Annotated in this window: 11 protein-coding genes; 8 read left to right on the top strand and 3 right to left on the bottom strand. The window is 70.3% G+C overall.

The genetic code is table 11. The features are described 5' to 3' along the window. Window positions 1–69 precede the first annotated feature (69 nt). A complete protein-coding gene (locus tag D3P35_RS05340; protein ID WP_118133444.1) occupies window positions 70–1,359 on the bottom strand; it encodes an ArgE/DapE family deacylase in 1,290 nt (429 codons plus the stop codon). Window positions 1,360–1,721: 362 nt separating this feature from the next. Here D3P35_RS05340 and D3P35_RS05335 point away from each other — a divergent pair, with 362 nt between their 5' ends. The 7 genes from D3P35_RS05335 to D3P35_RS05305 all read left to right on the top strand — a co-directional run bounded on the left by D3P35_RS05335 (window position 1,722) and on the right by D3P35_RS05305 (window position 10,669). Next, window positions 1,722–3,308 (top strand): ABC transporter substrate-binding protein, encoded by a 1,587-nt coding sequence (locus D3P35_RS05335; RefSeq protein WP_118133443.1) that lies wholly within the window; start codon window positions 1,722–1,724, stop codon window positions 3,306–3,308. Window positions 3,309–3,384: 76 nt separating this feature from the next. After that, window positions 3,385–4,326, top strand: a complete 942-nt coding sequence (locus tag D3P35_RS05330; protein ID WP_118133442.1) for an ABC transporter permease — start codon at window positions 3,385–3,387, stop codon at window positions 4,324–4,326. After that, entirely contained in the window at window positions 4,326–5,201 is an 876-nt protein-coding gene (locus D3P35_RS05325) for an ABC transporter permease (protein ID WP_118133441.1), read from the top strand. Before D3P35_RS05330 ends, D3P35_RS05325 begins: the two co-directional genes overlap by 1 nt. A 3-nt stretch (window positions 5,202–5,204) precedes the next feature. After that, window positions 5,205–6,833 carry an ABC transporter ATP-binding protein gene (locus D3P35_RS05320; protein ID WP_118133440.1) on the top strand — a complete coding sequence of 543 codons (1,629 nt, stop codon included), beginning with the start codon at window positions 5,205–5,207 and terminating at the stop codon, window positions 6,831–6,833. Between the two features lie 11 nt (window positions 6,834–6,844). Further along, window positions 6,845–8,389 carry a M81 family metallopeptidase gene (locus D3P35_RS05315; RefSeq protein WP_118133439.1) on the top strand — a complete coding sequence of 515 codons (1,545 nt, stop codon included), beginning with the start codon at window positions 6,845–6,847 and terminating at the stop codon, window positions 8,387–8,389. Further along, complete coding sequence (locus tag D3P35_RS05310; protein WP_118133438.1) at window positions 8,376–9,536, top strand: M20 aminoacylase family protein; 1,161 nt, start codon at window positions 8,376–8,378, stop codon at window positions 9,534–9,536. Before D3P35_RS05315 ends, D3P35_RS05310 begins: the two co-directional genes overlap by 14 nt. Continuing rightward, on the top strand, window positions 9,533–10,669 hold the full coding sequence (locus D3P35_RS05305) for a M20/M25/M40 family metallo-hydrolase (RefSeq protein WP_118133437.1): 1,137 nt from the start codon (window positions 9,533–9,535) through the stop codon (window positions 10,667–10,669). The genes D3P35_RS05310 and D3P35_RS05305 overlap by 4 nt, the downstream gene beginning before the upstream one ends. A gap of 59 nt (window positions 10,670–10,728) precedes the next feature. On the opposite strand, the gene D3P35_RS05300 is transcribed toward D3P35_RS05305, so the two are convergent. Next, window positions 10,729–11,124, bottom strand: a complete 396-nt coding sequence (locus tag D3P35_RS05300) for a RidA family protein (RefSeq protein ID WP_118133436.1) — start codon at window positions 11,122–11,124, stop codon at window positions 10,729–10,731. A gap of 186 nt (window positions 11,125–11,310) precedes the next feature. Between D3P35_RS05300 and D3P35_RS05295 the strand changes: the two genes are divergently transcribed. Beyond that, window positions 11,311–11,904, top strand: a complete 594-nt coding sequence (locus D3P35_RS05295; RefSeq protein ID WP_118133435.1) for a TetR/AcrR family transcriptional regulator — start codon at window positions 11,311–11,313, stop codon at window positions 11,902–11,904. Window positions 11,905–11,916: 12 nt separating this feature from the next. Here D3P35_RS05295 and D3P35_RS05290 read toward each other — a convergent pair. After that, window positions 11,917–13,484, bottom strand: a 1,568-nt coding sequence (locus D3P35_RS05290; RefSeq protein ID WP_370030223.1) for an ATP-binding protein, incomplete at its 5' end; no start/stop codon positions are given.

The following is a 13,484-nucleotide window of genomic DNA, read 5'->3' as shown; positions in this document are numbered from 1 at the left end:
AGCGGCCAGGCGCCGAGGGGGGCTCGATGCCCCCCGAGGCGCCGGTCACCCCGCGGCACGCCGTGAGGGTCAGCCCTCCACCGGCTCCAGCCCGCACCACTCGGCGATGAACAGCGCGATGGAGAGCGTGGTGCGCTTGAGCGAGGACAGGCTCACGCTCTCGTCGAACCCGTGGCTCGCGCGGCTCTTCGGCCCGTAGCACAGGGTCGGGATGCCGTCGAACAGCGCGTAGACCCGCGCGTCGAGATAGGCGAGCATGGCATGTGCGCCCAGCGGCTCGCCCATGGCGGATTCGTGCGCGCGCGCGAGCACCGCCTCGGCCTCGGTGCCCTCGGGCTGCACGTAGCCTTCGGCGAAGAAGCCGTTGAAGGTCACCTTCGGCAGGTTGTTGGCAAGGTAGCTGTCGGCGCGGGCGAAGGCGGCGATATGGTCCTCGATCTCCTTCGCGCACTCGGCCGCGTTCCAGCCCGGCAGCAGCGAGATGCGGTAGTCGATCGTCGCCCAGCAGGGCACGGAGGAGGCCCAGTCGCCGCCGGCGATCTTGCCGATGTTGAGGTTCAGCGGGTGGTCGAACCCGGCGAAGAGCGGGTGCTCGTCCTTGCGGGCGTTCCAGGCCGCCTCCAGCTCGCGCAGCGAGGCGGTGACGCGCATCGCCGCGTCGATCGCGTTGGCGCCGTTGCCCATCTCCTGCACGTGCACGGGGAAGCCCTCCACCGCCACCTGGAACCACAGCACGCCCACGTTGGCGCGGGCGAGGCTCTCGCCGGTGGGCTCGGGGATCAGCGCGGCATCGGCCTTGTAGCCGCGCAGATGGGTCATCAGCGCGCCGTCGCCGGTGCTCTCCTCCTCCACCACGGACTGCACGTAGCAGGTGCCCGCCGGCTGGTAGCCCGCGGCGCGCAGCGCGTCGAGCGCGCCGATCAGGCAGGCGAAGCCGGATTTCATGTCGCCCGCGCCGCGGCCGTACATCCAGTCGCCCTCGATGGTGGCCTCGTAGGGCGGGTGGGTCCACATGTGCTCGGGGCCCGTGGGCACCACGTCCACGTGGCCCTGCAGGATGACGGAGCGCCCGGTCTCCTGCCTCGGGCGGTGGATGCCCACCACGATGGGCGCCTCGGAATGCGTGTCCGACCAGCGCCCCGCCCCGGGGTGGCGGGCGAGCGCCTCGCGGTCCATCTCGAAGCGGTCCATCGCGTAGCCGCGCGCCTTGAGGGTGCGGAAGATCAGGTCCTGCACGGTGTGCTCCTCGCCGCGCTGGGAGGCGCAGGCCACGAGGGCGGAGGTGAAGGCGATCTGCTCGTCGAAACCGGCCGAGACGGCGTCTTCGATGGTGTCGCGCAGGGTCTTGTCGAGGGCCACGGGGCAAACTCCTTGGAAGCAAACGGGAAGCGGGGCGGCGCGCGCGCGGGCGCGCGTCCACCCCGGAGGCCGCATGCTGCGCCCCGGCTCGGCATCCCGTCAAGCCTTGCACCCCTGCGATGGGGCCGCATGTGCGCGCAATCGGGCCGTATCGCGGTCCGATTGCATACGGCGCGTGCGGACTGCCGGGCAGCTGCACAAATTGCAGGCTTTAATAATCGTATTCGCAAAAATAATTAAATTTTAGTTTCGCCGCTGTGACGTGCTGCTAGGCTCGGGCGCAACAAGACAGGACAGCCGAAAAGGACCGGTCTGCGGGCCGGTGCAAGATCCTGTCGTTTTCCCAGCAGGAAGGAGAACTCATGAACGCTTTCAGCTCGATCCGGCCAAAGGGGCTCGTGGCGGCGGCCGCGGTGGCCCTCGGCCTCGCGGCCCCGGCCTCGGCCCAGACCATCACCGCGGTGATGCATTCGGGCCTGCGCGTGCTCGACCCGGTGATCACCACCGCGCATATCACGCGCGACAACGCCTTCATGATCTACGACACGCTGCTGGCGATGAACTCGGATTTCGAGGTCACGCCGCAGATGGCCTCGGCGGAGATGTCCGAGGACGGGCTCACCTACACCTTCACCCTGCGCGACGGGCTGAAGTGGCATGACGGCGGCGACGTGACCCCGGCCGACTGCATCGCCTCCATCAAGCGCTGGATGGTGCGCGACGGCGGCGGCCAGATGATCGCCGACCGCATGGAGAGCCTGGAGGCCACCGGCGACAAGAGCTTCGCCCTGAAGCTCAAGGAGCCCTTCCCCTACACGCTGCAGGCGATGTCCAAGCCCTCCGGCCTCGCGCTGTTCATGATGCCCGAGCGCATCGCCAGCACCCCGGCCGACCAGGCGATCACCGAATATGTCGGCTCCGGCCCGTTCAGGTTCGTCGAGGACGAGTTCCAGCCCGGCGTGAAGGTGGTCTACGAGAAGTTCGAGGATTACGTGCCGGCCGAGGGCCCGCAGAGCTGGTTCTCGGGTGCGAAGGACGTGAAGGTCGACCGGGTGGAATGGGTGACCATGCCCGACGCCCAGACCTCGATCAATGCGCTGATGAACGGCGAGATCGACTACATGGAGGCCGTGCCGGTCGACCTGCTGCCGCTGCTCGAGGGCATGGACACGGTGGAGACCGAAGTGCTCGCCAAGCTCGGCTCGGTCACCATCGGGCGGATGAACTTCCTCTACCCGCCGTTCGACGACCCCAAGATCCGCAAGGCGGCCCTGATGGCGCTGAGCCAGGAGGACGTGCTCACCGCGCTGATCGGCAACCCCGAGTACTTCACCGTCTGCGGCGCGATCTTCGGCTGCGGCACGCCGCTCGAATTCGCCGACGGCTCCGACACGCTCACCTCGGGCGGCGACATCGAGGGCGCGAAGGCGCTGCTCGAGGAGGCCGGCTATGACGGCACCCCGGTGGTGCTGATGCAGCCCACCGACGTGGTCACCCTCACCGCCCAGCCGATCGTGGCCGCCCAGGCGCTGCGCGCCGCGGGCTTCACCGTCGACATGCAGCCGATGGACTGGCAGACCCTCGTCACCCGCCGCGCGAGCCAGGCCAAGCCCTCCGAGGGCGGCTGGAACCTGTTCTTCACCAACTGGATCGTGCCCGAGGTGTCGAACCCGCTCGCCAACATCATGCTCAACGGCCGCGGCGACGACGCCTGGTTCGGCTGGCCGAGCGACCCCGAGATCGAGAGCCTGCTCGGCGAATACGCCGCCGCCTCCGAGCTCGACGCCCAGAAGGCCGTGGCGCAGAAGATCCAGGCCCATGTGATGGAAAACGTGAACTACATCCATCTCGGCCAGTACAACTCGCCCTCCGCCTGGGGCGCCTCGCTCTCCGGTGTCTCCGACGCGCCCTTCCCGGTGTTCTGGGGTGTGGAGAAGGCGGCCGACTGAGCCGCGCCCTTCCCTGCTGATTTCCCCCGGGCCGGCCATGCCCCGCCCGGGGCCACTTCCGACGGAGGGGAAAGCCATGCCCGTCTATTTCGTCCGCCGCGTCCTGGCTGCCATCCCCGTGATGCTCGTCGTGGCGGTATTCGTCTTCCTGCTGCTGCGGCTCACGCCCGGTGACCCCGCCGCGATCATCGCCGGCGACATGGCCACCCCGGCCCAGCTCGAGCGCATCCGCGACACGCTCGGCCTCAACGACCCGCTGCACGTGCAGTTCCTGAGCTGGATGGGCCGCATCCTGCAGGGCGATTTCGGCACCTCGCTGATCTCCAACAAGCCGGTGATCGAGCTGGTGGAGGACCGCATGTGGCCCACCATCTGGATCGCGCTCATCACCATCACCCTCTCGGTGATCATCGCCGTGCCGATGGGCGTGCTCGCCGCCTGGCGCCACCGCACCTGGGTGGACCACATCGTGATGACCTTCTCGGTGCTGGGCTTCTCCATCCCGGTCTTCGTGATCGGCTACCTGCTCATCAAGCTCTTCGCCATCGACCTGCGCTGGGTGCCGGTGCAGGGCTACAAGGCCCCGAGCGGCGATTTCGGCGGCTTCGCCATCCGCGCCGTGCTGCCGGCACTCACCCTCGCCTCGATCTACATCGCCCTCATCGCCCGCATGACCCGCGCGAGCCTGCTCGACGTGCTCAACGAGGATTACGTGCGCACCGCCCGCGCCAAGGGCCTCGCCGAGCGCCGGGTGCTGTTCCGCCACGCGCTGCGCAACGCCGCCGTGCCGGTGATGACCGTGATCGGCACCGGCTTCGCGCTGCTCATCTCCGGCGTGGTGGTGACCGAGAGCGTGTTCAACATCCCCGGCCTCGGCCGGCTCACCGTCGACAGCATCTTCGCGCGCGACTACCCGGTGATCCAGGCGCTGATCCTGCTCACCTCGGGCATCTATGTCGCGGTGAACCTGCTGATCGACCTGTCCTACACCCTGCTCGACCCGAGGATCCGCTACTGATGGCCGACACCACGCCCATTCGCGCGGGCCTGCGCCTGCCCACCGGCAAACTCGCCGGGGCGGGCTTCGGGCTCGCGCCGATCATCGCCGCGGTGGTGCTGCTGCTGATCGTGCTCGCCGCGATCTTCGCACCCCAGATCACCCCGCATGACCCCATCGCCCAGAACCCGGTGCTGCGCCTCAAGCCGCCCTCGGCCGATTTCCCGCTCGGCACCGACGCCTACGGCCGCGACCTGCTCTCGCGGGTGATCTACGGCGCGCGCATCTCGCTGATCATCGGGCTCGGTGTCACGGTGCTCGCCGTGGTGCTGGGGCTCGCCATCGGCCTCGTCTCCGGCTTCTTCCGGGTGGCGGATGCCATCGTGATGCGCATCATGGACGGGCTGATGGCCATGCCCTCGGTGCTGCTCGCCATCGCCATCGTCTCGCTCTTCGGCGCGAGCATCTGGACCGTGATGGCCGCGATCACCATCCCCGAGATCCCCCGCGTGGTGCGGCTGGTGCGCTCCATCGTGCTCTCGGCGCGCGAGGAACCCTACGTGGAGGCGGCGCTCTCGCTCGGCACCTCGATGCCGCGCATCCTCTGGCGCCACCTGATGCCCAACACCTTCGCGCCGCTCACCGTGCAGGCCACCTACGTGTGTGCCTCCGCCATCCTCACCGAGGCGATCCTGAGCTTCCTCGGCGCCGGTGTCTCCACCGAAACCCCGACCTGGGGCAACATCATGGCCGAGGCGCGGATCTACTTCCAGCTCAAGCCCTCGCTCATCCTGTGGCCGGGGCTGGCGCTGTCGCTGTGCATCCTGTCGATCAACCTGCTGGGCGACGCGGCGCGTGACGTGCTCGACCCCCGCATGGGCAAGAGGAAGGACTGAGCCATGGCCGAAGTGCTCAACGTCGAGAACCTGCGCGTGGCCGTGGACGCCCCCGGCGGCGCGGAGGTGGTGCGCGGCATCTCGCTCACCATCAGCGAGGGCGAGACCGTGTGCCTCGTGGGGGAGAGCGGCTCGGGCAAGTCCGTCACCTCGCTCGCCACCATGGGGCTGCTGCCCAAGGGCTCGCTGAAGCCGGTGGGCGGCGCCATCCGGCTGGAGGGCGAGGACCTGCTCGCCTGCTCCGCCGCGCGGCTGCGAGACCTGCGCGCCACCCGCATGTCGATGATCTTCCAGGAGCCGATGACCGCGCTCAACCCGGTGATGAAGGTGGGCGACCAGATCACCGAGGTGCTCAAGGCCCACACGAAGCTCTCCAACGCCGAGTGCCACGCGAAGGTGATGGACATGCTCACCCAGGTGGGCCTGCCCGATGTCGCGCGCATCGCCGGCTCCTACCCGCACCAGCTCTCCGGTGGCCAGCGCCAGCGCATCATGATCGCCATGGCGCTGGTGCTGGAGCCGAAGCTGCTCATCGCCGATGAGCCCACCACCGCGCTCGATGTCACCACCCAGAAGCAGATCCTGTTTCTCATCAAGGAGTTGCAGGAGAAGCACGGCACCGCGGTGCTGTTCATCACCCATGACATGGGCGTGGTCTCGGAGATCGCGCACCGGGTCTACGTGATGAACCGCGGCGACATGGTGGAGAGCGCGCCGGTGGACACGCTGCTGCGCAGCCCGCGCGAGGAGTACACCCGCAAGCTGCTCTCCGCCGTGCCCTCGCTGACGCCGCGGGCGGCGCGCAGCTTTGCCTCCGACCGCACGGTGCTGCAGGTGACCGAGCTGGTGAAGCGCTATGGCGGCGGCGGGTTCCTGTCGAAATCCCCCGAGACGCTGGCGGCGAACGACGTGAACTTCACCCTGCGCGCCGGCCGCACGCTGGGCATCGTGGGCGAGAGCGGCTCGGGCAAGAGCACGGTCGCGCGCTGCGTGATGCGGCTGATCGACCCCAGCGCCGGCGGCATCCGCGTGGCGGGGCACGACATCGCCACCCTCTCGCGCACCGGCATGAAGCCCTATCGCAAGAAGCTGCAGATGGTCTTCCAGGACCCCTACCGCTCGCTCAACCCGCGCATCACCGTTGCCGAGAGCATCATGGAGGGGCCGGTGAACTACGGCACGCCGCGTGCAAAGGCCCGCGCCCGGGCCGAGGAGCTGCTCGAGCTCGTGGGCCTGCCGCGCACCGCCGCCGCGCGCTACCCGCACCAGTTCTCCGGCGGCCAGCGCCAGCGCATCGCCATCGCCCGGGCGCTCGCCATGGAGCCCGACCTGCTGGTGGCGGACGAGGCGGTCTCCGCCCTCGATGTCTCCGTGCAGGCACAGGTGCTCGACCTGCTCGCGGAAGTGCAGGAGCGCATGGGCATCGCCATTCTCTTCATCACGCATGACTTGCGCGTGGCCGCCCAGATCTGCGACGACGTGGCGGTGATGCGGCGCGGCGAGGTGGTGGAGATCGGCGACACCGCCACCGTGCTGGGCAATCCGCGCCACGAGTACACCCGCGCCCTGCTCGAGGCGGCGCCGGGCCGTCACTGGGATTTCGCCGCGTTCGCGCCCGTCAGCGCGGCCTGAAGGAGAGCTGCATGCCTGCCCCATCCACCGCCCCGCGCATCGCCGTCGGCGGCTTTCTCCACGAGACCAACACCTTCGGCCCCTCCAAGGCCACCTACGAGGACTTCGCCTCCGGCGGCGGCTCCGGCCGCATGGTGGAGGGCGAGGCGATCCTCGGCCGGGCGCGCGGCATGAATGCCGCCATCGCCGGCGCCATCGAGGCCGGCGAGGCCCGGGGCTGGGACATGATCCCCACCCTGTGGTGCGCCACTTCCCCCTCCGCCCACGTGACGGAAGACGCCTTCGAGCGCATCTCCGCCCGGATGCTGGAGCTGATCGAGGCCGCCCTGCCGCTCGACGGCATCTTCCTCGACCTGCACGGCGCGATGGTGACCGAGCATCTCGACGACGGCGAGGGCGAGCTGCTGCGCCGCCTGCGCGAGATCGTCGGCCCGGACATGCCGGTGGTGGTGGCGCTCGACCTGCACGCCAACGTGACACCCCTGATGGTGGAGACCGCGGACGTGCTGGAGAGCTACCGCACCTACCCGCATGTCGACATGGCCGAGACCGGCCGGCGCGGCGCGGCGGCGCTCGCCACGATGATCGGCACCGGCTCGCGTCCCGGCAAGGCGTTTCTCGAGGCGCCCTTCCTCACCGCCATCGCCTGGCAGTGCACTGACATGGAGCCGGCGAAGGGCCTCTACGCGAAGATGGAGGAGCTGGCGCGCGACCAGCTCACCATGAGCTTCAACATGGGCTTCCCCGCCGCCGATTTCCCCGGCTGCGGCATGACCGTGCTCGCCTATGGTGCGGGCGCCGACACCGCGGCGCGCGAGATGATGAAGGCGGTGGAGGCCGCCGAGGCCGCCTTCGCCGGCCGGGTCTACACGCCCGAGGAGGGCATCGCCGAGGCCCGCCGCCTCGCCGCCGGCGCCTCCCGCCCGGTGATCCTGTCGGACACGCAGGACAACCCCGGCGCGGGGGCCGACAGCGACACCACCGGCATGCTGCGCGCCCTCATCGCCGAGGGCGGCCGGGCGGCGATCGGCAATCTCTACGACCCCGAGAGCGCCCGCGCCGCCCATGCCGCCGGGCTGGGCGCCACGGTGCGCCTGTCGCTCGGGGCGAAATCCGCCATCCCGGGCGATGCGCCGCTGGAGGCCGAGTTCGTGGTGGAGGCGCTCACCGATGGCGCGTTCCTCGCCAAGGGGCCCTACTACCTCGGCCGGATGATGAACATGGGCCCTTCCGCCTGCCTGCGCATCGGGGATGTGCGCATCGCGCTCACCTCCGCCAAGGCGCAGATGGCCGACCGGGAGATGTTCCGCACGCTGGGCATCATCCCGGAGGAGGAGCCGCTCCTCGTGGTGAAATCCTCGGTGCATTTCCGCGCCGATTTCGCGCCCATCGCCGAGGAGATCCTCGTGTGTGCGGCGCCGGGGCCGATGGCCGTCGACCCCGCACTGCTGCCCTGGACGCGCCTGCGCCCGGGGCTGCGCATGCGCCCGCACGGGCCCGTGTTCCAACCTGCAGAACAGACCTCCCCGAAGGAGACAAGCAATGCCGGTCATTGACCGTATCGCCGGATATGCCGACGAACTCACCGCCATCCGCCGCGACCTGCACGAGCACCCCGAGCTCGGCTTCGAGGAGGTGCGCACCTCCGGCATCGTGGCCGAGAAGCTGAAATCCTGGGGCATCGAGGTGACCACCGGCCTCGGCAAGACCGGGGTCGTGGGCGTGCTCAAGGGCACGAAGCCGGGCCGCACCATCGGCCTGCGCGCCGACATGGACGCCCTGCCGATCCACGAGGAGACCAACCTCGCCTATGCCTCGAAAACCCCCGGCGTGATGCATGCCTGCGGCCATGACGGCCACACCACCATGCTGCTGGGCGCCGCGAAATACCTCGCCGAGACCAGGGACTTCGCCGGCACCGTGGTGTTCATCTTCCAGCCCGCCGAGGAGGGCCTGGGCGGCGCGCGCGCCATGCTCGCCGACGGGCTGTTCGACAAGTTCCCCTGCGACGAGATCTACGGGCTGCACAACTCCCCCTACCACGCGCCCAACAAGATCGGCGTGAAGCCGGGGCCGGCGATGGCGGGCTCGAACTTCTTCGACATCACCATCACCGGGCGCGGCGCGCATGGCGCCATGCCGCAGGCCTCGAAAGACCCCGTGGTGATCGCCTCCGCCCTCGTGGGGCAGATCCAGTCCATCGTCTCGCGCAACGTCGACCCGACGAAACCGGCCGTGGTCTCGGTCACGCAGATCCACTCCGGCTCGGCCTACAACGTGATCCCCAACACCGCGACGCTCGCCGGCACCATCCGCTACTTCGACACCGCGGTGGGCGATCTCATCTCCGAGCGGATGACCGAGCTCTGCGAGGGGGCCGCGAAATCCTACGGTGTCGACATCGCGCTCGACCTGCGCAACGTCTTCGACGTGCTGATGAACGATGCCGCCCTCTCCGACGAGCTCGCCGCCGCCGCCACGCCGCTGGTGGGGGCCGAGAATGTCTCGATCAAGGAAGAGCTGGTGATGGGCTCGGAGGATTTCGCCGACATGCTGCGCGTGGTGCCCGGCGCCTATTGCACCGTGGGCCATGCCGGCGACGTGCCGCTGCACAACCCCGGCTTCGTGCTCGATGACGGTATCCTGCCCGTGGGGGCGAGCCTGCTCGCCCGCCTGGCCGAAACCCGGGGAGCCGCCGCATGAGCACCTGGCAGAACCTCGCCTTCGACACCGACGAGATCATCGACGGCATGCGCCCCTGGATCGAATGCGAAAGCCCGACATGGGACGCGGCGGCCGTGGACCGGATGATGGACATGGTGGCGATGGATTGCGCCAACCTCGGCGCCTTCATCGAGCGCATTCCCGGCTCCATGGGCTTCGGCGGCTCGGTACGCGCGCGCTTCCCGCACCCCGACATGGGCAAGCCCGGCATCATGATCACCGGGCATTTCGACACCGTGCACCCCGTCGGCACGCTGGAGAAGAACCCCTTCCGCCGCGAAGGCGGCCGCGTCTACGGCCCCGGCATCCAGGACATGAAGGGCGGCAATTTCATCACCCTTGCGGCGATGAAGGCCATCCTCGCCGCCGGCATGCAGACGAAGCTCCCCGTCACCTTCCTCTTCACCCCGGACGAGGAGGTGGGCACCCCCTCCACCCGCACCCTGATCGAGACCGAGGCGAAGCGGGCGAAATACGTGCTCTGCCCCGAGCCCTCCCTGCCCGACAACGGCGTGTGCACCGGGCGCTATGCCATCGCGCGCTTCCGCCTCACCGCCACCGGCAAGCCCAGCCACGCCGGCGCGCGGCTCAAGGACGGGGTGTCGGCGGTGCGCGAGCTCGCGAAGCGCATCATCGAGATCGAGGAGATGACCTCGGAGAGCTGCACCTTCTCGTGCAACAACATCTCCTCCGGGCAATGGGTGAACTGCGTGCCGAGCCACGCCGCCGCCGATTGTCTCTCCATGGCCAAGACGCAAGGTGATCTCGACGCCGGCGTGGAGAAGATGCTGGCCCTCGCGGGGGAGCGCAACGGGGTGAGCTTCACCGTGGAGCGCACCTTCACCCGGCCGATCTGGGAAGACGGCCAGCCCGAGACCATGGCGCTCTACGAGAAGGCGAAGGCGATCTCGGCCGCGATCGGGCTCGACATGCCGCATGCGAGCCAGGGCGGCGGGGCCGACACCAACTTCACCGGCGCACTGCGCATCCCCTCGCTCTGCGATCTCGGGGTCTGGGGCAACGGGCTGCACACGCTCACCGAGCATATCGAGGCCGACATGATCGTGCCGCGCACCCGCATCATGGCCGGGCTGCTCGCCACGCTCGACTGAGCGCAGGCCTTTCGCGACGGGCTCTCCCCCCGGCCGGGGGAGAGCCCTTTTTCATGCGCTCACGCCTGCGGGATGCGGGCGATCACCTTCAGCTCCACGTCGAAACCGGCGAGCCAGGTCACCCCGATCGCGGTCCAGTTCGGGAAGGGGGCGGCGGGGAAGGCGCGGTCCTTCTCCTCGAGGAAGGCGGGGAACTGGGCTTCCGGGTCGGTGTGGAAACTGGTGATGTCCACGATATCCTCCAGCCCGCAGCCGGCGGCGGCGAGCACGGCGCGCAGGTTCTCGAAGGCGCGCTTCACCTGGCCCTCGTAGGTCGGCTCGGGCGAGCCGTCCTCGCGGCTGCCCACCTGGCCGGAGACGAAGAGCAGGTCGCCGGAGCGGATGGCGGCGGAATAGCGGTGCTTCTCGTAGAGCGCGTTGCGGTTGGCGGGAAATACGGTCTGGCTCTGTGCCATGGGTCGGGTCCTTTCTCGCCGGCAGGGCCGGCCTCGTGGGGGGAAGCGGACAAGACGCGGGCGGCGGGCCCTGCCCCCGGTCTTGACCGACGCGCCGCACTGACATACGTCGCGTATGGAAAACATGTGCACATACGTCTCGTATGTCAACTGGCATACGCGACGTATCTGGAAAAGGAGGCTCCGATGGCCGCCAGGACACGCGCCGCGATGATGGAGGAAACCCGGGCAAAGCTCTTGGCCTCGGCCCGCAAGGCCTTTGCCGAACACGGGTTTTCGGCCACCTCGATGGATGATCTCACCGCGGCCGCGGGCCTCACCCGCGGCGCGCTCTACCATAATTTCGGTGACAAGCGCGGGCTGCTCGCCGCCGTGGTCGACCAGATCGACGAGGACATGGCCGCCCGCGCCCGGGCGCTCGGCGGCAAGGCGCCCACGCTCTGGGAGGGGCTGCTGGCCGAGGGCAGCGCCTATATCGGGATGGCGCTCGACGCGGAGGTGCGGCGCATCGTGCTGCTCGACGGGCCGGCCTTTCTCGGTGACCCCACGCAATGGCCGAGCCAGAACCGCTGCCTCGAGGCCACGCGCGAGGCGGTGAGCCAGCTTCTCGCCGAGGGCACGCTGCGGCCCGTGGACATCGAGGCGGCCTCCCGCCTGCTCAACGGCGCGGCGCTGAACGCGGCGCTCTGGGTGGCCGAAAGCCCCGACCCGGCGGAGGTCCTGCCCCGCGCCCAGGCCGCCTTCCGGATGATGGCCGAGGGGTTTCTGGCCGCGCGCTGAGGGGCGGCGCCCTCAGGCCGTCTCGGCCACCTCGATGAGCGGGCGGGCGCCGCCGAGGTCCTGGAAGGCGAGCTGGCGGCAGGAGAACACCAGGATCTGCTGGTCGAAGGCGACGCGGGTGAGGGCGGTGAACATCTTCACGATGCGGCTGTCGTCGGAATAGACCAGCGCGTCGTCGAGGATGATCGGCAGCTCCCGCCCCTGCCGCGCGAACAGCCGGGCGAAGGCGAGGCGGGTGAGGATGGCGATCTGCTCCTGCGTGCCGCCGGAGAGCGTGTCGAAGGCCTCCTCCGCCGCGCCGCGGGTGAGGGCGGCGGGCAGCATGCTGTCGCTGTCGAAGCTCAGCTCCGCCTCCGCGTGCAGGATGTTCAGGAGCGGCTTCAGCTCGTCGCGCACCGGGCCGAAATAGGCGTCGCGCGCGGCCGAGCGGGTGCTCTCCAGCGCGGTGCGCAGGCGCTGCAGGGCGCGCACCTCCGCCTCCAGCCGGGCGGCGCGGGCCTGTGCCGCGTCGAGCCGGCCGGCGAGCTCGTCGCGCCGCTCCTCGATGGCGCCATCGGCCAGCGCGCGGATGTGGCCGGTGGCGCGCAGCAGCGTGTCGCGCAGGCGGCCACGCTGTGCGGCCACGCCGTCGATCGCCTGCCGGGCGCGGGTGAGGTCGGCGCGCAGGGTGTCGAGGTCGGGGGCGTCGCGGCGCAGGGTGTCGAGCTGCTCGCGCGCGGCGGCCTCTGCCTCCTCGGCGAGGGCGAGCGCGCGGGCGGCAGCGGTGCGGCGATCCTCCTGCCCCTCCTCGGGGCCGGCGGCCGCGGCTGCGCGCCCGGTCTCGCGCGCGGCTGCGTCACGCGCGCTGCCCTCGGCGGCGGCAGCCTCGCGGGCACGGGAGAGATCGGCCATCGCGGCGTCGAGCGCGGCTCGGGCGCTGTCCTCGGCAGCGGTTGCGGCTTCGAGGGCGGCTTCGAGCTCGGTGAGCGGCGGGTGCTCGGTGGTATCGGCGGTGCCTGCCTGCGCCTCGGCTTCGGCCTTCATGGCGCGCAGGTGGTCAAGGCCCTCGGGGGCGAGGGCCTTGAGCATCTCCCCGGCGAGCTCGGCGGCGCTGCGATCCTCGGCATGGGCCTGCGCTGCGGTGCGGGCCTCGGCGAGGCTGCCGACCCCGCCCGCGCGCAGCAGGGTGGCGAGCTCGGCCGCGGCGGCCTCCGCCGCGCGCGCGAGGGCGCCGGCATCGCTGCCCTCGCCCGAGCGCAGGGTGAGCCGGCCGATGCCGGGCAGCGTGAAGACCGCCGTTTCGCCAAGCGGCGTCTCCGTGTCGCCGGGCAGCTCTGCGCCGTCGAGCAGCGCCCGCGCGGGGCCGTCATACGTGATGCGCGCGGTGGCGGCGCCGGCGCGCAGGGCGGCCTGCGCCTGGCCGAGGCGGGCCTCGGCGGCGGTCACCTTCTCCAGCCAGGCCGGGGTGGTGGCGGAGGCCTTCAGCCGGGCGTTTGCATCGTCGCGCCTGCGCTGCTGGGCTTCGGCGCGGGTGAGCTGCGCGCCGAGCTGCTCGGCGGCCTCGCGCGCGCGGCGGGCCTGCGCGGCCCGGGCGGCGGCAT

It is taken from the genome of Oceanicella sp. SM1341 (assembly GCF_003448965.1).
Classification (GTDB): domain Bacteria; phylum Pseudomonadota; class Alphaproteobacteria; order Rhodobacterales; family Rhodobacteraceae; genus Paroceanicella.
This window is presented reverse-complemented; position numbering and strand designations above follow the sequence as displayed.